Below are 21593 nucleotides of genomic sequence, written 5' to 3' on the forward strand. Positions count from 1 at the left end.
GATTTCCTTACTTAATTAGTTTAAATTGATCTGGTAACACGGGGGTGGCACCTACTTGAGAGCAGACAAAGGAGGCAACTTGATTTGCGAAGATGTTAACCTGATTGAGCGGTAAGCCATGTAGCAGGCTCATGCAGATGGCGGCTGTAAAAGAATCTCCTGCGCCGACGGAGTCGATCATGTCGACGGGGTGGCAAGGGGCATCGTTGATGGCCTCAGCACTGACGAGTAGGCTGCCATGTTCGCCGCGCGTGTAAATAAGCAGGCGTAAGTCGAACTGTGTTTGAAGTTGCTGGAGTTGTTCGTTCACGTTGCCTGTAAGTCCGAAATACTTGGCCAATACTGCGAGCTCCTCATCGCTTAATTTTAAGATATTGGCTAATTGCAAAGAGCGTTCGACCACTTCTTTAGAGTGGAAGGCTTGGCGTAAATTTACATCGAATATTTTAAGTGAGTCCGCAGGCATCGCTGCTAGGAAGTCTTGAATGCTTGCACGACTTTCGGGCGAACGTTGAGCGAGTGAGCCGAAGCAGATGGCATCGGTTTTCGATGCCAATTGTTTGAGTTCGGGCGTGAGTGTTAAATGATCCCAGGCTGCGTTGAGCACGATCTCGTAGTTGGGCTTGCCGACAGGGTCGAAGGTGACCTTGGCTTGCCCCGTGGGGTAGGTCTCGTTTGTTGAGATGTAAGAGGTGTCGACGCCAGCTTTGTCGAGTTCGGTGCGCATGCGATGGCCGAAGTCGTCTTTGCCGATCGAGCTAATGGGGTAGGCCTTTGCGCCGATTTGGCTACAATGCCAGGCAAAGTTGGCAGGTGCTCCGCCGATGCGAGCTCGATGGGGGAATACATCCCAAAGTAACTCTCCAATGCCAGCTACGGTAAAATTTTTATTCATGGGTATCGTGTGGGTGAATTAACAGATGCGCCCTAGGGGCGGTGACTATTTTTAGTTTGTTGAATGTATCTATTTTGTAAATAAACTAAATAACATTTGACTAACTTTGTAATTACATTATAGTTACATTTAAAGATTATGAGTTCAGAAAAGCCGAAGTATTTGCAAGTTTACGATGCGATAAAGTATCAGATCCGCAGTCAGGTCTATCAGGTGGGGGCGCTCTTGCCGCCTGAATCTGAGCTCTGTGAGCAATTTAAGACATCGCGTCCGACGATTGCCAAAGCGCTTAATTTACTGAGTGATGAAGGCATCGTGCGCCGTCGGGCGGGCTTTGGCACCCAGGTGTTGCCGCCGCAGGTGGCTGCGTTGAGGGTAGGGTTATTGGTGCCACAACTTTCTCAGACTGAGATCTTTGAACCGATATGTGCGAGCATCACCGAGTGTGCGCATGAGTCGGGGATGCAAATTATACGCCCTCCCGAGTTGGGACGTGCGCAGGATTTTCGTAAGATGGCTGATTCTTTGGCCAGTCAGTTTATCAGTATGAAGGTCGATGGTGTTTTTTTTACGCCGATCGAGTATATACAGAATCACCAAGACTTTAATTTAGAGATACTTGAGCGTTTGAGTCGTGCGGGGATCTCTGTGGTGTTGTTGGATCGTGATATTTACCCGTGGCCACGCCAGACCCCTTATGATTTGATCGGGATTGATAATATTGAAGCTGGCTTCGTCGTTGCGGGGCATCTGATATCGAATGGTTGTCGACGGATTGGGTTTGTTTCGGAGCCCAATCCGGCGATGACGGTGCAATTACGGCAGATTGGGGTGCGTGAGGCTTTGGTGCAAAACGGCTATCGCACGGAGGACCTGCAGACTGTCAACTTTGAGGCAGAGTATCCTGAAAACGTGATTCAGTCGCTACAGCAGGGCCAAGTCGATGGTGTGGTTTGTGCTAATGATGCAACTGCGGCGCGACTCCTGCGTATATTAGTCGATCGTGGCATACGCATCCCGGGGGAGATCCAGGTTTGCGGTTTTGATGATGTCAAATACGCCTCACTGCTGGCGGTTCCATTGACGAGTTATCAGCAACCGTGCTTTGGGATCGGGAAGGTTGCGGTGAATACGATGATTGCACGTATTGAGCACCCCGATGGGCCGACGCACCGGACGACATTAAAGGGGCGGCTTGTTTTGCGTGAGTCTGCCCCGTGAATCATTCGTTCAGTGGCTGGGCATGGATACGACAAGTCAAGGTATGACTTGAGTCTTGTTTGTCTGGGTTTTTCCCTTCATTTTACATGAAGTGAAACATATGACTACTAACCTAAAAGGCCGTACCATTTTATTGGGAGTCACAGGCTCGATTGCTGCGTTTAAGGCGGCTGATATTACCAGTCGCTTGACAGAAGCGGGGGCTGATGTGTTTCCCATTTTGACCGCGGGGGCATGTAATTTTATCCAGCCACTGACTTTGCAAACGCTTGCGCGTAACCCTGTCGCCTCCGACCTTTGGAATGAGGGGGCCAGTTGGCAACCTGGGCATATCGAGTTGGCGGATCGTGCCGATCTGCTTCTGGTTGCGCCGGCGACGGCACATTGCATTGCACAGTTTGCTCAAGGGCTGGCGCCGGATCTGTTGACTTCGATCCATCTCGCGACACCGGCTCCAGTTATGATCGCACCTGCGATGAACGGTAAGATGCTCGCTCACCCAGCGACTCAGTTTAACATCAATACGTTGCAAGAGCGTGGGTGTCACTTTATCGAACCACAAAGCGGTATGCTGGCTTGTGGCTACGAAGGGCAGGGGAAACTGGCGTCAGTCGAAGAGATCGTCGATGCTGTGATGGCTTTTTTTGATCGAGGTTAGCGTTATCGCATGGAGAACCAACCCAACCCCCCGGAAAGCGTCATAGCTGCTCAGAAAAAAGAGCAGCTTAAGAACCGCGTGCTTAAATCGGGCGAAAGTTTTGGGAACTATCGGGTCGTGAAGTGTATGTGTGCGGGACTCCTCGCACATTATTACCACATGCAGCATATTCGGGATCTTCACGACGTAACGGTTGCGATCTTTCATCATCGTACGGACGGAAATGACAAGTTTCTTAAGCGTTTAGAGGTTTTGCAGAAGACGGTTTCTTCCTTCGATCATGAAGCGATTCCGAAGATTCGGGACTGTAATAAGATCGATGGTCGCATTTGCATCTTTCTGGATCCCGTCAAGGGGCAGACACTGAGTCAGTATTTTGAAGCCCACGGGGTGCCTGGTAAGCAAGGTGTAGGCGTGAAAGCAGCCGTTCGGCTGATTGCTCAATTGCTAGGTGCTCTGGGGTATGCGCATTCACAGGGAGTGGACCATCGCGACCTCGATTCGGATCTCGTATACATTCAAGAAGATGGTAGTATTCGTTTGTTAGGGCTCGGGGTGAAGGCATGTCTGGGAGTGGATTTGTTCGAGTCGATTGTTTCTGCGTCAGTTTCTCCCTTGGTTTCCAGTAAAACTCAGGGGCGTCTGAACTCTTTCGATGTGATGAGTCCCGAATATCGATCCGGGGTGTCGGAGGATTCGCGTGTCGACGTTTATGGTGTCGGCTTTGTGGGCTACTGGTTGTTGACTGGGCGCAAGGCGATACTGTCCAAATACGAACCGCCCACCGCATATGTCGAAGAGCTGTCACCAAATTGGAATGTATTTTTCGAAAACTCGCTCGAACGCGCTCAGGATAAGCGCTATCAATCCTGTAAAGTTGCCTTGCTCGGGCTGAAGGGGACGGAGAAGGAGCCGCAGTCGGAAGGGGCTGGTTTTGTTCAGCGGCAAATTGATTGCATCCCTGTGCCGAGGAAGATCGTCGAACGAGGTGAGCTTGCGGCACGAATTTACCGCCTCTTTATTATCGGTTTGATTGGTCTTACGCTGACGGCGATTTGTGCCTCCTTTTTGAATGTGAGTTATACCGAGGAAGTTGATTATAGCCGTACTGTTGCAGAGCTGGCGGAGGCGAGCGAGAGTCCTTCGCTTGTGTTGAGTGTCAAGCCGCTGGTCGCCAGGGTTGAATTCGTAGGCTACAAACAGCGTTTTTTTGCGAGTCAAGGTGCCCTTCGGCTGAATGTGCAGCCGGGGGATTATAAGTTGCGCATTTCTGCGCCGCATCATATTGAGCAAGTCCTGCGAGTGAGTATTGCTGAGGGCAAGGTCGCTACCGAGCGGGCCCGAGTCGAACTAAAGCCTGCGTGGACGAATATGACGATTCACACGGAGCCGGGGGCTTCGGTGTCTGTGGTCGATGCGCGTGATCATGAGATTGAGTTGGGCGTGGCTGATGAGACTGGTACTTTTTCGCTGAAGAAGGGGATCTTTGCTGGTACTTATCACGTGATCGTTAAGAAGGACGGCTATCAGCCAAAGGTATTGGAAAATCAGTCGATTGAGTTTGGTACACTTTCCGAAATTGATGCGCCACTGTTGCCTTTGCCGGCGACGGTGAATGTCCGCAGTGAACCCGCGGGCGCATCAATTACCATTAACGATGTTGAGTTGGGAAAAACGCCTCTGTCATTACCCGAAGTGATTCCCAATGATCAGTATTTGATATTTGCCCGATTGGATGGATATCGTCCGCTCGGACGTCGTGTCGAAGTGAAGCCAGGGGCAGAAATGTTGATTGATTTTGGTCAGTTAGTGCCACTTTCCGGGGCACTCCGTTTTCGAGTGAGTGTTTCCGGGGAGAGCCCTCCCGAGCCGGACGAAATGAACGAGGAGCTTAAAGTCATTATTGATGATGCGTCCTTTTCTTTGGGAGACCGCGCTCTTAGTTTTGTGCCCGCGGGCGAGCGTCGCATACGGCTGGAGCACCCGCTCTATATTTCACAAGAGGAAACCATAGAGGTGGAAGACGGGCAGGTGTATGATTTAGATTTTATTTTAAATCCGCGCCCGGGTGTGGTGCAGTTGGAAATTCCTGGTAATCTGAAAGCGGAGGTACGCTTGGATGGACACGCAGCTAGTCTTGTGGATGGATCTATTCAGATTCCGGCTAATCGTGAGGTCGAGTTTGAGCTACGCGTGAGAAATCACTTAACCATGCTGCGTACTTTTCAGCTATCGCCAAACGAAACTTTCGTATGGGAGGTGCAACCTGTCGCCATTCCTGGACCGACAGAAGGGCAAAGCTGGACGGTTCCATATTTCCATATTTCATTTGCATGGGTGCCTGCGGGGCAATTTGAGATGGGCAGTCCTTTGCCGGAGCATGCTCGTTTGCCTAATGAGGGGCCGCAAACGAAGGTCCGATTTACACGCGGCTTTTGGGCCGGGGTTTACGAAGTTACTCAAGCCCAGTATTATGAAATTACGGGGCGTAACCCCTCTCAATATAAGAGTGGTGCGCGTCCTGTGGAGAGTGTCAGTTGGGAAGAGGCTCAAATGTTTTGTGAGTTGCTCACCAGTTTTGAGCGCGAAGCAGAGCGACTGCCTGAGGGCTATGTCTACCGCTTGCCGAGTGAGGCCGAGTGGGAGTATGCTGCACGAGCAGGTAGCACAACGCCATTTCACTTCGGCTCAGAGGCCGATGCCACTAAAGGCCAATTTCGAGGCGTTTATCCGCGCGACCGTCAAGATGGATTGCGTGCGCCCGCGGGGCCTGGCACGTCGACTGTAGGCCGCTATCAAGCCAATGCATATGGGCTTTATGATGTGCATGGTAACGTGCGTGAATGGACACTCGATCGCTATAATGGTCGACTTGATGGTGACTCTTTAATCGATCCGCATCCGCGAACAGATGGGGCACGAGTCGTGGTACGTGGTGGTGGATGGGAAGATTCCGCGGCTCGCGTGCGTTCGGCAGTTCGTGAGGAAATTAGCCCAAACGTGAAGAGCGATGCTCTCGGTTTTAGAGTCGTTATCGCACCAGAACTATAGTTTTAGTAGCTTTTCGCTTGCTGTTCTAATTTTAGCTTAGAGCATGTTCGCACATACCCTCAAAACTCCCTAACTAATTTATTCACAAGTAAACTAGAACCTCGACCATTTAGAGCATATAATGGCTTCGGCCGTAGAAAATCCTTCGCCCAATAAACGATTACTGGGATTGCTGTGGCCGCACTGGAAGTCGGTTTCGATCGCCCTGCTTGGTTTGTTTTTGCTGACAGCGGTGAATTTAGCGACACCGATGTTGATCGGGATGGTGTTTAATGAAGTCTTTCCGCAGCGTGACTGGTCATTGCTCTGGTGGGTTTTGGGAGGCTTGCTCGGTTGTTTTTTGCTGCGTAATTTATTTTTTTACCAGAGTAAATTTACCGCGGTTCAGGTGGGGGAGAATGTTTGTTTTTCTCTGCGTAAGCGTTTGTTTGAGCGTATTCAGCAGCTGCAACTGAGTTACACGCGATTACAAAGTCCCGGGCAGATCACTAGCAAAGTGATGAACGATAGTATGCAGATACAGCAGTTCATTGCCGATGTGTTACCCAAGACCTTGCAGGCAGCTTTATTGTTTCTGGGGATTTTAGTCATTACTTATTCCCTGAATTGGCAGTTGGCGCTGGCATCGACTTTTATTCTTCCGGTGCATCTCTATGTGTTCAGCTTTTTTGGTCGACGGATTAAACGCAGCAGTCGTGAGTCACAGGAGCGGATCGATTTTGCGACTGGTAGTATCATTGAAACCTTGCTTGGGGTGGAAGTCGTCAAAGGCTTTACCGGAGAGGAACGAGGAAATCGTGCCTTTAATGCCGCGATGGAAGATTCGCGTGTGAGCCATCTAAATAGTTATCGCTACGTCGTGCTGCAGAAGGTCTGCGCCGATTTGTTGGTAGGATTTGGTATGTTGGCTTTGATCGGGCTTGGTGCCTACCAAGTGATCGGCCGCCCCTCAGAGAGCGCCATGGGGGCGGGCGACTTTATAGCCTTTTTCTGGTACATCCGCTTACTCTATCCCACCGTGATTGATCTGATGAGTAGCGGTGCAAAACTTTCAAAGGTGGGTGCAAGTGTGGATCGTGTCTATGAGCTACTCGATGTCGATGAGGCCGCGACTGAGGGGGAAGGTGTGGCGATGTCCGATATGCGCGGCGACATACGTTTTGATCAAGTCGGTTTTTCCTTTGATGGAAAATCCAATATTTTGGAGAATGTTTCGTTTAAAGTTAAGGCGGGCCAAGTCTGCGCTCTCACGGGGCATTCGGGAGCTGGTAAGTCGACACTCGTTAGCCTGGTGCCCATGTTGCTACGTCCTACGGCCGGTCGTATCGTAATTGACGGCGTCAACACTCGCGATATCTCGACTCGTGATCTGCGCCGAAATATTGGCGTCGTCTTTCAAGAGTGTTTTCTCTTTAAGGCATCGATCCAAGAAAACTTACGCTACGCGAAAGCTCGGGCTAGCGAAAAAGAGATTCGACAGATTTGTGTATTAACCGGAGCCGATAAATTTATCCAGCGCTTGCCTAATGGTTACCATACGGTCGTTGGTGACGGTGGGCTTGCGCTTTCGCGCGGACAAAAGCAGCTGATCACTATCACACGCGCAGTGATTAAGGATCCCAAAATTCTCATACTGGACGAAGCCACCGCATCGCTCGATACAGAGCTTGAAGATGCTGTGATTCCCACCATCTTGAATCTCATGCAAGGGCGCACAACACTGATGATTACCCACAACCCCAAACTATTAAAGCACGCCGATATGGAAATTGAATTGAGTCAAGGTCGCCTGACTTCGCAACGTAGCTTCGCAAAATCCGTTGCCGCATCGGTTCCCGCTGGACGAGCCGCGCTCTCGACGTGGTTACTTATGCTAGGTCTCACATTGGGTGCATTGTTATCGTTGCCAGCTTCGCTGAGTGCACAAGCTGAGACAGTGTTGGAGGAGATCGAGACCCAGCGTATGCGCCTGAGCTACACAGATCCGAAGCGTTGTTTGGATGTGCTTAAAATCTATGGTATCAGTACGGGAATTACTGGCGACGCCATTAAAAAAGCTCAACTTCCTGTCGTTGTGGCGATGCCTTCGACGGCGCAGCATAACACGATTCCGAATACGGATAAGAGCTTCCCGTTGACCGATGCGGACCCGCTCAATGAACTATTGATCTTCTATGATCGTTCGAAGCCTTCGCAGTTGAGTCGTGTGGTCAGGATGATCCGCGAAGAGATCGATGTGCCAGCCCGTCAAATCATGATCGAAGCCATGGTGCTGGAGATCTCGGAGACGGGGCTCGAGCGGCTTGGAGTCGAGTGGAATCTCGCTGGGCCGAGTTCTAATTTGACCGCTCTGCAGATGGGCGATGTGACACCGAATTTGGACAATATCAATGATCAGTTCGTGGTCGGCACCCCTAACATTTTCGGTGAGTTCGATGTCGATATACGTGCACTTATGACTGATGGTGAGGCCGAAGTTCTATCCCGCCCGAGCGTCCTGACTCTTGATAACCGGATGGCCTATATTAACGTCGCTCGCAAGATCCCGATCGCAGAGACTAAGTTTCAAGGGAACAATAATGTTTCAACTGTAAGCTTTAGGAGTGAAACTGTAGGGATTCAGCTCGCCGTGCGCCCCCGAATCAACGAAGAGGGGCAGGAGGTCAGCATGCAGGTAAATGCGACGGTCTCGGCAAAAGTGCCTAATGAGGACGTGGTGGTGCTTGATAGCCAAGGACGTGAAGTCGCTGTCGCGCCCACTATTTCTATACGCGAAGTCAAAACATACGCCCGTATTGCGAATAATACGCCTTTTATTATTGGTGGTTTAATTGCCAAGGATGATTTGCGCATCAAGCGTTCTGTTCCCTTGCTTGGTTCGTTGCCATATATTGGCCGTGCCTTCGGTAGTGAACAAGCAGAGCAACTCAAGCGCGAGGTGATTATTGTGATTACTCCTTATGTCTTGCCTGATGAGATGAATAATCAGACTGAGGCATTGGATAAGATTGTGGGGCGCTTCCTGCCCAAGGGCGAAGACACTTTCGATTCATTTGGTAACGAGCTCTTTCGTGATGCCTATCGAATTCGTGATGAAGATGTCTTCGAATTGAACTTTTTGATCGAGAATGAACACCTGAATGAACTGCAGGCTCAAGCCGAGCGAGCGGTTGATGAGGACTATTCACTTCGTTCCAAATATCCCTTCTCCAGTTTCGCGAATGGCCGCGTGCCTGGTGAGAATATTCTCGTTTACCGTCAGATGTATGAGGTGATCAAGCGGATTAAGATGGATGAACGCGTCGATGCTTTGCGTTCTTTGGTTTTCGAGCCTAAGGCTGGAGCCAGCGAAGGCTTCGAAGTTAATTTCCTTGAGAAGCTATTGATTGAGCGCGCGCAGCAACACGCTGCGGGGCAATCTGTGCAGAGGAGAATTAAATCCATTGATGATGTCTGGGATTATTTTGAGGATAAGGCACTGACTATTACCTACCGTGATTATGGGCAGAGTGAAGATCTCAGTCGTGCGCTGGAGTCGCCGGTGCCTGTTATTGAGATTGTCGATGTGCCAGATCGTGCCGCTTATGAAGATCTCTTCTGGGAATTGAACCAGCCCGATGCAGAGGGGCGTCTGCGTAACAGCATCATACTACATGATGCGGATGACATGCGACGTCTGAAGCGTGCAATTGTCTTGCGCGATACTGTCACACTCAATGCGGTCGACCGCACCTTAACCCTGGATAACTTCTCGGTCGGGCGCTTCCTATTGCTGCCGACTCGCGATATCAGCAAAATCGATCTAGTCGATGGCGAGGTCGCTCGTCTATTTTTCCTGACTGAGCGTTATTATGATGCGTTGCGCCAAGCGCTGCGTGATGCGTCGAGCGAGCTGGAATCTGAGCTCAAGGCTATGGGGATTGAGTAGACAGAAGACAGAGGGCAGAAGACAGAGGACAGAGGCCAGAAGGCAGAGGGCGGAGGTCAGAAATGAATATCAATCAGTTCTGGCACTTCCTGTCTCGCCAAAATGGCGCATGCCGTGCTTTTTATAACTAACTGATTATGTCGTGACTGTCCTCTGTCCTCTGACTTCTGAACTAGTTCTAGGTAAGTGGACACAAAAAAGCCCCAGCGAGCTGGGGCTTTTTATAAAGTTGTCGGAAGCTTTAAGCCTTTGTGACTAAGCCTGCTTTGATCGCCTTAACGGAGACCCACATGCGCTTGACTTCGCCGCTAGGCAGTTTGACGCGGATGCGTTGAACATTTGGACGGAATTTCCGGCGTGTGTTCTTGACTAGTGATGTACCGATACCACCGCTTTTCTTGGTGAGACCTTTACGGATGATACGGCCGCCTTTAGTAGGGCGTTTACCTGTGATTGCGCAAATTCGTGACATAGGAGTTCCTTCGTTGAAAAATTTAAAGGCTGGAAGGTAGGGGGGATCGTGTTCCAAGCAAGCGTTTTCTTTGAAAATTTTTAGCGGCTGATTCTGGGCCTCAATCGACTCGCAGCCCCCATAAAACCTGGAATCGTTGCCCCATATTGGCTGGGTGGATCAATTCCATCAGAGTTTGGCGGTCGTGACTGAAGCTGCCCGCGCTGCCGGAAACGATGGCTTCGGCCGCCCGTTGCGCCCGTTTTACCAAGAAGGATTCCTGGCTTTCCAGCGCGACAGATTGCAGACCTGCGGCTTTCATTTGTGCCACGAGTGGCGTCCAGTTGATGTCGCAAGTGATGTTGCAAGCGCCGGGTGTTTCCAGTAAATCATTACCTTGAGCATGCTGCTTGTAGGTGCGCGCGGTGCCTGAGGGGTGATCCTGTAATAGGGCCGTCCAGGTGCGGCCGTAGTCAAAGAAGAGCAAGAGCCCTTTCCAGTCTTGGGCTAATAGTGCAGCCAGTGCGCTTTCCGCTTCCAAGGGCAGGTCGAGCTCGTAGCCATCCTCGATGTGTGTGGGTAGACGCTGGGCCACCGCGGCGACCGCAGGTGTGAGCTGATCCAGTAGCACTTCTACCAGTGTGCCGTCGCTGTCGAGGCCGACGCCGCGTTCACGCCAAGCTCCGTTGCGGAAGATTAAGCGATGAAAGGGCAAGGCATCTAGCCACTCGTTGGCAAAAATGACGGCTTGGCCTTCGATTTGTATGGCTTCTCCTTGGCGGATGACTCGTTCGGCGCGAAAGGGGTGTTGGGCTAATTGACTCAGTAGTGAGCAGCCCGGTTCGGCGGCGATTTCGACGAATGTGCTTTCAGCAGCGGTGCCTGCGGGGAGTAGGTCGGCGGCGGCAGTGCTCACGAGCGTGGCGAAGACTCGTCCCAGGCTCTCGGCGGTATAAAAATCATGCTGTGGGCTGCGTCCGACTCGTTGCGCTAACTGTGTGTAGTAGCCGTAGTCTTCACTGTAGAGGGCGATTTCTATATAGTCGCGGTAGCTGATTGGTGCGGATTGGCAGCGTGTGCGTAATATGTCTTCAACTGTCGTCTGGGCTTTTTTCATAGGAGGCAGACGGAATCTATGTGGAATCATTCGGACTATGAAACCACTAAATGCAATCGCTGGGGAATTCTTATTTGAGTGCTTAAATGCTTGAGGCATCGTCACACGCGCATACTTAGAGTGAGATGATTTTGGCGATTGAAAGTTCTTGTGACGAGTCGGCACTGGCTCGGTTGGATCCCGCCCGTGGGATAGTGGGCGAGTGGGTGCACAGTCAGATCGATTTGCACAAGGAATATGGCGGAGTGGTGCCGGATCTCGCCAGTCGTGAGCATTTGAAGAATTTTTTTCCGCTGCTTTCTGCCGCTGGCTTAAGCGCGGATCGTGGTGAGATTACGCAGATCGCGGTCACGCACGGGCCGGGGTTGGCTGGTTGCCTGGCCTTGGGCATCGCATTTGCGCGAAGTCTTGCGGTGGCATGGGAGCTGCCAGTGGTCGGAGTGAATCATCTGCGCGGTCATGCCTACTCGCCCTTTATCGCATTGCACGAGCAAGCCCCGGCGGAGTACCCGCAGGCCTTTCAGGCGCTCTTGCCGCACCTTGGGCTCATTGTCTCGGGGGGGAATACTATACTTTTTGAGATTGATACGAATCAACAGCTGACAGTGTTGGCGGAGACTGTGGATGACGCCGCGGGCGAGGCATTGGATAAAGGTGCGAAGCTGCTGGGTTTGCCCTATCCGGGCGGACCTCAAGTGGAGCGATTGGCAGCAGCCGGAAATGCTAAGATATACGATTTCCCCAAAGCAATCGCGCCGCGAAATGAGCGCCGCTTTAGTTTTTCCGGGCTAAAAACCAGCTTGCGCTATCGACTTGAGAAAATGGGCGATGCCGAACTCGAAGCGGCGATGCCGGATATTTGCGCGGGCTACCAAGCTGCGGTGATTGATCAACTCGTGGGGAAAACCAAGCATTTGATTCAGGCCGGTCAGGACCGCAGCCTGGGACTTTCCGGAGGTGTCTCCAATAATAAGGCGCTTCGCGCGGCAGTGGAGCGGCTGGCTAAGCGCTTTCGCTTGTCGTGTCATATTGCGCAGCCCAAGCACACCGGCGATAATGCTGCTATGATTGCATTTGCGGCTTTTGCGGATCCTGCGGGACTGGCGCAGGGGGCGTTTAGCATCGAGCCTGCTTTGCGCTTGGCAGGGCAGTAGGTCGCAGAGTTGTTTATTACGTTTTTTTGACGAAACGGGTCGTTGCCAATGTGTCTGTGGGTGGTTTGATTACGCGGGATGTTCAGACGCTGTGCTATATTTGGTGCGGGGCAGAGTGCTCTCGCGGCGCGCCGCCTCGCCAATCACCATGATCTTGAGACCGTGCTCATTGATGAGGCCGGGCAAGGAGATCGGGCGACTTTTGGAGCCGATGATTTGGCTGAGTTTGATGCTTTTGTTTTCAGTCCCGGCTTCGCGCAGGAGCATCCTTGGCGGGTCTTGGCCGAAGCTTCGGGGCGGCCCTGCTTGAGTGAACTTGCCTTTGCTGCTCGCTACTGGCAAGGCAAGGTCATTGGGGTCACGGGAACCAATGGTAAGACCACGTTGACCGGGCTGATTGATGCCGCGCTTAAAGTCGCGGGAGAGGTGAGTGTCGCTGCAGGGAATATTGGTTATACCTTTTCGGATGCAGTGCTTTCGAGCGCAAATCAGCCTGGTGCGTATGTGGTACTTGAGATTAGTTCGTTTCAGGCGGAACTCGCGGACGGATTGCAGTTAGACGCACTACTCTGGACAAATTTCGCCGAAGATCATTTGGATCGTTACGGGTCGATGATTCAGTATTTTAATGCCAAAGCTCTGCTGTTTGATTGTTTGAAAAAGAATGGGATCTGCGTGGTCGGGAAGCAGGTCGCCCAAACTATGGAGAGCATGCGCAAGGTGTATGACGCTTGCTGTGTGGCCGATGAAGACAGCGCTCTGCTCTTCAAGTTGGATCGGGCCTCCGTATTTCATCGTTATCCGAATTCGGAGAACTTCTCGCTGGCAGCGGAGATGTGGTGGTTGCTAGGTAAGTCGTCAGCTCAGCTGATCGAGGCCGCCAATGCATTTACGCTTGCGCCGCACCGCCTTGCGATGGTGGCGGAGTATGATGGTGTTTACTATTGGGATGACTCCAAAGCCACGAATTTTCATGCGACATTGGCGGGGCTGGAGTCGGTGGGGCCACCTGTGGTGTGGATCGGAGGCGGACGTGCCAAGGGGGGCGATGTTGAAGCTTTTGCGCATGAGTTGTCCAACTATGTGAATGCCGCCGTCGTCTATGGGGAGGTCGCTGAACGATTGGCCCAGGCTTTGCAAGGCTCGCTCGATTCTGTTCACGTGCATCCATGCTTTGCTGACGCCGTCTACGCTGCAGTAGAGCTTGCGAAGGGCATTCCCGAGGCAAATGTCTTGTTGAGTCCCGGCTTCAGTAGTTTCGATCAATTTAGCTCCTATGCCGACCGTGGAAAAAGCTTCACTGACATGGTTTTAAGTTTGAAGAATACACGCAATGCTAGCTAGTATGCTGGATTGCAGGCATTATCTCCATTTTATCATGAAAGTATCTAAAGTTTTCGGTTGTGTTCTCGGTCTTCATTTCGGTGTGATCGCAGTGTTATTGGTTCAGCCCGGTTGCCGTAGTCAGCAACCGCCCACGCGGACTTATACTCAAACATCGACTCAGGTATCGACACCTTCGCGCACTTTAGCTAGCACACCGAGTAGTGGTTCTGAGCGCACCATGGCTTATAATCAGGGGCGCACTATTAAAACCTCTGTGGAAGGTGCATCTCGTCACACTGAAGGATTGATTGTGGCGAAGCGTGTGGACTCTGAGGTTACTGGTTTGGATGCTGCCTTTAACGCTGGCTTTGATGATGGCCGTTATGCCCCCGATAGCTCGGGCAGTGAATTTGGTGAGTTCGATGATATCGCACCGATCGCACCACTCAGCACTGGTGGTCAGACTGTCCAAGTCGCTGGCGATTCTTTTGAGACCTATACTGTGAAAAAGGGCGATAACCTTTGGTCGATCGCCAAGCGTTACAATATCTCACTCAATGAACTTTATGCAGCCAATGGTTTGAATAAAAATTCTATTTTGAAGATCGGTCAGCAAATCCAGATTCCGGTCGAAGGGGGCACTGCGACTGTGAAAACTGTTAGCGCTGACACCTATCAGCCATCCTCTTTCAATCAGGCCAGCACGAGTTACACCGTGAAGCGTGGTGACTCCCTCTCGAAGATTGCTAGCCAACACAACACTTCTGTGCGTGCGATCAAAGCTGCTAACAATATGACTTCAGACCTGATTCGGGTAGGGGATACGCTTATCCTGCCGGTCGAGGGGAGCAGTCGTGCTGCAGCGACGCCTGCCGCACCATCAACTTCCAGTAGCCGCAGCACGCCCGCTGTCACTTACGTGGCCACGACCAACAATGTTGCTGGTGGTCGCACACACACGGTTAAAGCTGGAGAGTATCCCGCGACGATTGCGCGTAAATACGGTATGACCTCCGGCGAACTCTTAGCACTCAATGGCATTACAGACCCCCGCAAGTTGCAAGTTGGTCAAGTGCTTAAAGTCAGTGGATCGGGTTCGGCTAACAATGTGGACTCACGCACAGAGACGGTGGTCGCACCCACCGCTGCTGTGAATACATCTGCATCGGTTACGCGTCCGACAACTGTTTCGACTGTGCCGGCCGCACCGATTACGACATCTTCCTTTCGACCTGCGGCCAGCACGGGCCCAGTGGAGATTACTGTGATCGAAGCCGATCCTCTGGTTGAAGGGGAAGTGACTGATATTCAGTCTGACGATTTGTTCGACGGTGCAGTCGAGATCCCTGTCATCCGCCTGGAAGAGTAATCTTCCTCGCTGACTTCCTGGAGCTGAGAGACTTCTGTATTCATAATGAGCGCCCGTACGGCTTCGCCTAATTCCTCGTGGCGTATCCCGCCGATTGGGCTCTTTATTATCTTTATAGTCGTAGGGCTTACTTTTTTAGGCTTAGTCATACTGTTTAGTGCATCGCAATCGATGCACGATGACCCGACGGTCTTGCTGCGTAAGCAACTCATTTGGTTGGCGCTGGCCACAGTGGCTGGAGGCATTGCGATGATGGTCAATTTGGAGGCCTTGCGGCAGTATGCCTATTTACTCGCAGCTGCTTCGATCATTTTATTGGGGCTGGTGCTCGTGCCCGGTATTGGGGTGGAAGTGAATGGCGCACGTCGTTGGATGGATTTTGGTTTCATGCGCTTGCAGGTATCTGAGATTGGGAAGTTGGGGCTGCTCTTTGCGATGGCGCATTATTTGACCAGCCATCGCCGCGACTTGGGGCACTTCTTGAAGGGCTATGTGTATCCTTGTTGTCTGCTAGGTATTTTTTGTGGTTGTATCATTTTGGAGCCCGACTTTGGCACTGCGTTTCTATGTGGTGCTGTCGGAGGCTGTATGCTCTTTTTGGCAGGCGTGCACCTGAAGTATTTAATTCCAACAGCGGTGCTTGCGTTGACGGGGTTTTCGGTCGCCGTTTACTTAGATCCGGTGCGATTGCAGCGCATTACTTCTTTTTTGGATGTGGAAGGTAATCGCAGCGATAGCGCCTACCAATTGTGGCAAGGTATACTCGCATTTGGTGCGGGAGGGATTCAGGGAGTGGGGCTCGGGGCCGGGCGCCAGCAAATGTCTTTTCTTCCCGAGGCACATACCGATTTCATCTTCGCGATTGTGGGTGAGGAGCTCGGCTTCGTATTTACCGCAGGTGTCGTAGTTCTGTTTATGACGCTTTTCTTTATCGGTATCTTACAGCTCAAGCGTGCGCCCAACTTGTATCAGGACCTACTCGTGATGGGCGCCTTGCTGTTCATTACTTTTCAGGCTTTAATCAATATCGGGGTTGTCACTGGTTGTCTTCCGACTAAGGGTATGTCGCTTCCATTTATCTCTTATGGTGGCTCCAATCTCGTATTTATGTTCGTCCTCACTGGTATTATTCTCAACGGCTTCCGATCCTGGGAGCTGCCAGCACTGCGTAAGCAGCGTGATCTATGAGTAAAATTATTATAGCATGTGGCGGCACGGGGGGGCATCTCGCGCCAGGGATCGCGGTGGCTGAAGTGCTTCAAGAGCGCGGCCATGAGTGTTTGTTGTTGATTAGTCATAAGCAGGTTGATTCCGCGTTGGTGGAAAAATATAGCCACCTCGACTTTATCAAAACGCCCGGCCGTGCTTTTTCCGGTGGGCTAGTGCAGCGGCTCGCTTTTTTGGCGAGTCTGGTTTCCAGTTTTTTTGCCTCACGTCGTATGTTGCGTGAGCGCGATCCGGACCTGGTGCTTCTTTTCGGAGGTTTTCTTTCGTTGGGGCTCGGACTGGCCGCGCAAATTAAGGGGATTCCAGTGGCTTTGCACGAAGCCAATTGTCAACCGGGTAAGGCGGTGCGCCTGATTAAGCATCTGTCGACACGTGTCTACCTGCCCGATGGAGTGCGCCTGCGTGGGGTGCCGCCGGAGTGTATTCGCTATTTCGGTTATCCCGTGCGCAAAGAAATCAAGCATGCGCTCAAAGCCGATGCCTGGAAGCGATTGAAGATTAAAGTGCCGAATAAACTGCTGGTGATTCTCGGCGGTAGCCAGGGGGCCACTGCGCTCAATCATTGGGTGACGCACAATTTCGAGAAATTAGCCAAAGCGGGCATTTCGGTCTATTGCGTTACGGGCCTGGGGAATAGTTCGGCCAGTACCATCCACGAGATCGGCAAGGGCGGCGTCGATGTGACTGCGACCTTGGTGCCGTTTTCCGGCCAGATGGGGGATGTGATTTCAGCGGCCGATTTAGTGGTATCCCGTGCTGGAGCGGGATCGATTGCGGAGATCATTCGTTGTCGCGCGCCCTCGATCCTGATCCCTTATCCTTATGCGGCGGATAACCATCAGCATGCCAATGCTCTGGCCCATGAACAACATGGCGCCGGTGTTCTATTGCCCCAAGATCAGCTCAATGATCTCACGGCGGAAGTCATTGAGCTCATGTTTAACGATTGGCTATTGGGCAAATTTAAGTCCAACCTGGAGCGCTTGGATCGCTTTGAATCCAGTGAGCGCATCGCCGACGATTTGATCGCTTTGTGTGATGCGCGCAGCATCGCCAATGCCCAAAAACTGGAGCGCGTCACGTGATGGACTCGAAGCACGATTATTTATTCATCGGCGCAGGCGGGATGGGTATGGCACCGCTTGCATGCTGGATGTCACAGGCAGGCTATTCCGTATGTGGCTACGACGCGCATCTGCAAGAGCGCGTGCGCCACTGGTTGGTAAACGCGGGCGTGACGCTTGAAGATTTTATTTTTCCCGAGCAGATCACCTGCTTCAGCACTGTCGTGTATTCCAGTGCAGTCAAACAATCGCATCCGCTATTATTGGCCGCTCGCGAAGCCGGCCTGCGCTGTTTGCGGCGCGGTGAAATGCTCGCCGAAGTCGCACGGCACAAGCGCTTTGTCGCGGTTGCCGGAAGTCATGGTAAGACCACAACTTCCGGTATGATTGCACATGGCCTGCGGCGGGCTGGAATTCAGGCAGACTACATTTTGGGTGGACTTTCGGCGGATGCGAGTATGCCTCCGGCTCACTATTGCGCGAGTGACTGGCTGGTGGCCGAAGTGGATGAGAGCGATGGCACCATTGATGGTTTCGCGCCGGCGGTGACTCTGGTGCTGAATGTAGATTGGGACCATGCCGATCGCTATGGTGATGCGGGTAAACTTGACGAGGCCTTTACCGGGCTGCTCAGTCGCACCGCGGAAACGATCTTGCTGCCACAAAACTTGCATTTGCAGCCGAGTGGGGGAGCGGTTGTGCAGCGCTTCGATGGTGCCGCGCAACGAGTGCATTTACAGTCTCCACCGCGGGGACGTTTTAATCAGAGTAATGGCGATGCCGCAGCCGCAGTGTTGGCTCTGTTTGAGCAAAGCTTACCCAGCGATACGCTCTCTTCTTTTCCAGGCATGGCGCGGCGTCAATCGATTCTGCATCGCGACCAGCAACTGACGATCGTCGAAGACTACGCGCATCATCCGACTGAGGTCGACGCATTGATCGAGTGCCTGCGCAGTAATGAGCCAGAAAAGCGATTGGTCGTGGTATTTCAGCCGCATCGCTATTCCAGAACGCGCCAGTTTAAGGCGGCCTTTGCGGAATCACTGCAGGCGGCCGATGCTGTTAACCTTTTGCCCGTCTATGCCGCCCACGAGCCTGTTTTGGCAGGTGGTGAAACTGTGGATTTGGCCAATGCCTTTGTCGGTGACACTCCAACAGTGCTGTCGATGGCATTGGACGGCGTGCAGGCGTTGGCAGCTGCTATCGGAGAGGTTCCCACGCAATTGGCCTTCGTCGGCGCGGGGGATATCGAAGAATTTGCCGGTGCATTTACGAGTTGGATACGGGCGCAAGCGGCATCAGAGCTGCCGCGTACAGATGCCGCGTTTGTGGATTACCTGCGTGCGCGGCTTTCGCCAGATTGTCGTTTAAAATGCCGCGAAGCACTCGCAAACAAAACCACGATTCGCATCGGTGGTGCGGCTCGTTTCTATGCGGAGCCGGCTAATTTGAGTGACTTACGTGTGTTATTGCGCAGTGCTGCGCTTTTTCAGATCAAAACTTTTTGTATTGGTCGTGGTTCGAACTTACTGGTGTCTGATGCCGGGTTCGATGGTTTGGTCATTCGTTTTTCGGCAGCCGCGTGGCGTCGTGTCGAAACTCTGGGGCCAGGGCGTATTTGGGCGGCAGCCGGCGGGCGCTTGAAAGAGATCTGCGGGTTTGCTGCAAAAAACGGCTTGGGCGGTTTTGAGTTTCTAGAAGGCATTCCCGGTGCAGTCGGTGGTGCCTTGCGCATGAATGCGGGAGCCATGGGAAGTTGGATGTTTGATGTCGTCGAGCGTGTGCAGTTCATCGATGAGCAGGGTCAATATCAGGATTTACCTAAGTCCGCCTTTCACTTTGGCTATCGCAAGGTGGAAGAGATCAGTCGTGGAATCGCGCTGGGAGCGGTGCTCTGCAGTGTGGATGCCGATACCGAGGACTCGATTCGCACGCGTATCGACGGCTACTCCAGCTCACGTAAAGAAAGCCAGCCACGTGGTGCCAGTGCGGGCTGTATTTTTAAAAATCCTGAGGGTAATTATGCCGGTAAACTGATCGACGAGCACGGGATCAAGGGGCTGCGAGTCGGTGGGGCCGAAGTCTCCGAAGTGCATGGCAATTTCATCGTCAACCACGGAGGGGCCTCTGCGGAGGATGTGATCGAACTGGTGCGTCAAATCCGTGCAAAGGTAAAAGCACAATCCGGCTATATTTTAGAACCCGAGGTCTTGCTAGTTGGTCAATCTTGGGATGAAGTTTTGAGCGAATGATTCCAAGTCCAACAGTTATCGTCCTCTATGGCGGCGTCGGTTCCGAACGCGAAGTTTCGCTGCGAAGTGGCGAAGCGGTTGCGCAGGCGCTGCGCGCGCGCTTTGCTGTGGAGGCATGGGTGCTGGATCAAGAGTCTCTGCCGGCAGCCTTGCGACCGGATGCGCACATCGTGTTTCCCGCACTGCATGGGAGTTTTGGCGAGGACGGGCAATTGCAAGCCCTGTTGGAATCTGCGGGTATTCACTACTGCGGTAGCGATGCCGCGGCCAGTCGCCTGTGCATGGATAAAGCCGCCACCAAAGCCATCGCACGCGAGCGGCGTATTGCGGTGCCTGAGGCGATGTGTTTCGACGGCGCGCAAGCTCCCTTGGCAGACACCGTGATCGAGCAGCTCGGTGCTTCGCTGGTGATCAAGCCTGCGGATCAGGGCAGTAGCGTCGGTCTTCATTTTACCGAGCACCGTTCGGCGCTCGGCCTCACGCTTTCTGGCATCCGCTCGGGCAATTGGCTGATCGAGCAGCGCATTCGCGGACGCGAACTCACCGTGGGCGTGCTGCACGGAGCAGCCATGGGAATTGTCGAAATCGTTAGTCAGAGTGGGGTGTATGATTATCAGGCGAAGTATACGCCTGGCTCCACGGAGTATCATTTCCCTGCCGATCTCGAGGCTGCGGTGGAGGCCAAGATCAAAGATCATGCCGAGCAACTCTTCGATGCCTGTGGTTGTCGTGACTTTGCCCGAATTGATTTTTTATTGGACGGCGCACGTCCTTACTTTCTAGAGATCAACACCTTGCCTGGGCTAACCGCTACCAGTTTACTCCCCAAGAGCGCTTCTTGTGTCGGTTACGACTTTGAACAACTCGCAGCGGAACTGGTCGCGCCAGCGATTGCACGTTTTCAATCGGGAGGTGAAGTATGATCGGCGATGGCAGGCACAAAGGCAGCACTTCGGCCAGCGGTCAGCAGAGCTGGCGTTCACTCGCCGGGGCGCAACGCAGTACGCGCATAAAGTCGCCGCAGGCCCGTAAGAGGCGTCAAACGCAGCTCTTAAAATTGTTCTCTGCCCTTTTTCTGTTCTTCCTGCTGGTAGGTTTGGTGATGTGGGCGGTCATCGCATTTAAGAATCGCAAAGAGCCAATTCAGATTACCACGCCCTCCAAGCCCGTGGAAAAAGTGCTTTTCGATACCAATGGGGTGCTACCTTCCTCATGGTTGGGCACAGTCATTGAATTGCGACGGGATACCACCATGATGGAGATCGATATCTACACCATGAAGCAGCAACTCGAGGCGCATGGTCAGGTGAAGTCAGCCTCGGTTGAGCGACAGTTTCCCAATGCGCTAAAGATCGAGATCAAAGAGCATGAGCCAGTCATGCGTATGCGGGTCGTCGGCAGTCAAGGCGAGCCTGAGTTACGCATCGTTTCGCGAGACGGCACCATCTACAAGGGAGTCGGATATCCCAAGGCCACGTTGAGTAAGCTACCTTACGTTGTTCCCTATCGACATCCGGAAGGCGGCTTTAAGCCCTTGCGAGGTATTGATAAAGTGGCCGACTTATTAGAAGTGGCGCGTCGCACGCAGCCCAATTTTTATAAGACTTGGCAATTGGTCTCCTTAGAGCACTACTCTGGCGACTCCGAAATGCCAGGCCAAGTGATCGAGGTGCGCACCCCCATGGTGCCCCGGCTAATTTTCGGGTTTAACACTAGCTTCGAACAACAGCTCGACCGACTGTCTGTCATTCTAAATTATGTCCAAAGCCGTGGTAATCCTGGTCTCAAGCGCATTGACCTCTCCCTACAAGGCTCCGCGGCGGTGCAGTTTGTGAGTGGACGTATCAGGACCTTCTAGCATCCATGGCGGGGCAGAGCGG

15 protein-coding genes are annotated in these 21593 nt (G+C 52.5%); 12 read left to right on the forward strand and 3 right to left on the reverse strand.

Annotated features, from left to right (window positions below):
* Window positions 1-7: 7 nt before the first annotated feature.
* Window positions 8-895 (reverse strand): carbohydrate kinase family protein, encoded by an 888-nt coding sequence (locus SH580_RS15735; RefSeq protein WP_319831789.1) that lies wholly within the window; start codon window positions 893-895, stop codon window positions 8-10.
* Window positions 896-1033: 138 nt separating this feature from the next.
* On the opposite strand from SH580_RS15735, the gene SH580_RS15740 reads away from it, so the two are divergent.
* The 4 genes from SH580_RS15740 to SH580_RS15755 all read left to right on the forward strand — a co-directional run bounded on the left by SH580_RS15740 (window position 1034) and on the right by SH580_RS15755 (window position 9753).
* Window positions 1034-2116, forward strand: coding sequence for a GntR family transcriptional regulator (locus SH580_RS15740; protein WP_319831790.1), 1083 nt, complete (start codon window positions 1034-1036; stop codon window positions 2114-2116).
* A gap of 100 nt (window positions 2117-2216) precedes the next feature.
* Complete coding sequence (locus SH580_RS15745; RefSeq protein ID WP_319831791.1) at window positions 2217-2774, forward strand: flavoprotein; 558 nt, start codon at window positions 2217-2219, stop codon at window positions 2772-2774.
* 9 nt (window positions 2775-2783) lie between these two features.
* Window positions 2784-5825, forward strand: a complete 3042-nt coding sequence (locus SH580_RS15750; protein ID WP_319831792.1) for an SUMF1/EgtB/PvdO family nonheme iron enzyme — start codon at window positions 2784-2786, stop codon at window positions 5823-5825.
* A gap of 121 nt (window positions 5826-5946) precedes the next feature.
* Window positions 5947-9753 (forward strand): secretin GspD/PilQ domain-containing protein, encoded by a 3807-nt coding sequence (locus SH580_RS15755; RefSeq protein ID WP_319831793.1) that lies wholly within the window; start codon window positions 5947-5949, stop codon window positions 9751-9753.
* 241 nt (window positions 9754-9994) lie between these two features.
* Here the strand turns inward: SH580_RS15755 and rpmB are convergent, their stop codons facing one another.
* Both rpmB and SH580_RS15765 read right to left on the reverse strand, forming a co-directional pair.
* Window positions 9995-10225, reverse strand: coding sequence for a 50S ribosomal protein L28 (gene rpmB, locus SH580_RS15760; protein WP_319831794.1), 231 nt, complete (start codon window positions 10223-10225; stop codon window positions 9995-9997).
* A gap of 100 nt (window positions 10226-10325) precedes the next feature.
* On the reverse strand, window positions 10326-11321 hold the full coding sequence (locus SH580_RS15765; RefSeq protein WP_319831795.1) for an SAM-dependent methyltransferase: 996 nt from the start codon (window positions 11319-11321) through the stop codon (window positions 10326-10328).
* 125 nt (window positions 11322-11446) lie between these two features.
* On the opposite strand from SH580_RS15765, the gene tsaD reads away from it, so the two are divergent.
* The 8 genes from tsaD to SH580_RS15805 all read left to right on the forward strand — a co-directional run bounded on the left by tsaD (window position 11447) and on the right by SH580_RS15805 (window position 21571).
* Window positions 11447-12475, forward strand: a complete 1029-nt coding sequence (gene tsaD / locus SH580_RS15770; RefSeq protein ID WP_319831796.1) for a tRNA (adenosine(37)-N6)-threonylcarbamoyltransferase complex transferase subunit TsaD — start codon at window positions 11447-11449, stop codon at window positions 12473-12475.
* 78 nt (window positions 12476-12553) lie between these two features.
* On the forward strand, window positions 12554-13819 hold the full coding sequence (gene murD, locus SH580_RS15775; RefSeq protein ID WP_319831797.1) for a UDP-N-acetylmuramoyl-L-alanine--D-glutamate ligase: 1266 nt from the start codon (window positions 12554-12556) through the stop codon (window positions 13817-13819).
* A gap of 34 nt (window positions 13820-13853) precedes the next feature.
* Window positions 13854-15170, forward strand: a complete 1317-nt coding sequence (locus tag SH580_RS15780; protein WP_319831798.1) for a LysM peptidoglycan-binding domain-containing protein — start codon at window positions 13854-13856, stop codon at window positions 15168-15170.
* 45 nt (window positions 15171-15215) lie between these two features.
* The gene (gene ftsW / locus SH580_RS15785) at window positions 15216-16358 is read left to right on the forward strand and encodes a putative lipid II flippase FtsW (protein WP_319831799.1); all 1143 of its coding nucleotides are present in this window, start codon (window positions 15216-15218) and stop codon (window positions 16356-16358) included.
* Entirely contained in the window at window positions 16355-17482 is a 1128-nt protein-coding gene (locus tag SH580_RS15790) for a UDP-N-acetylglucosamine--N-acetylmuramyl-(pentapeptide) pyrophosphoryl-undecaprenol N-acetylglucosamine transferase (protein WP_319831800.1), read from the forward strand. The genes ftsW and SH580_RS15790 overlap by 4 nt, the downstream gene beginning before the upstream one ends.
* Window positions 17482-19713 (forward strand): UDP-N-acetylmuramate dehydrogenase, encoded by a 2232-nt coding sequence (murB, locus tag SH580_RS15795; protein WP_319831801.1) that lies wholly within the window; start codon window positions 17482-17484, stop codon window positions 19711-19713. The genes SH580_RS15790 and murB overlap by 1 nt, the downstream gene beginning before the upstream one ends.
* Entirely contained in the window at window positions 19710-20636 is a 927-nt protein-coding gene (locus SH580_RS15800; protein WP_319831802.1) for a D-alanine--D-alanine ligase family protein, read from the forward strand. Before murB ends, SH580_RS15800 begins: the two co-directional genes overlap by 4 nt.
* Complete coding sequence (locus tag SH580_RS15805; RefSeq protein WP_319831803.1) at window positions 20633-21571, forward strand: cell division protein FtsQ/DivIB; 939 nt, start codon at window positions 20633-20635, stop codon at window positions 21569-21571. Before SH580_RS15800 ends, SH580_RS15805 begins: the two co-directional genes overlap by 4 nt.
* The last annotated feature ends 22 nt before the right edge of the window (window positions 21572-21593 follow it).

This window comes from Coraliomargarita algicola (genome assembly GCF_033878955.1).
In the GTDB taxonomy this organism is placed as follows: domain Bacteria; phylum Verrucomicrobiota; class Verrucomicrobiia; order Opitutales; family Coraliomargaritaceae; genus Thalassobacterium; species Thalassobacterium algicola.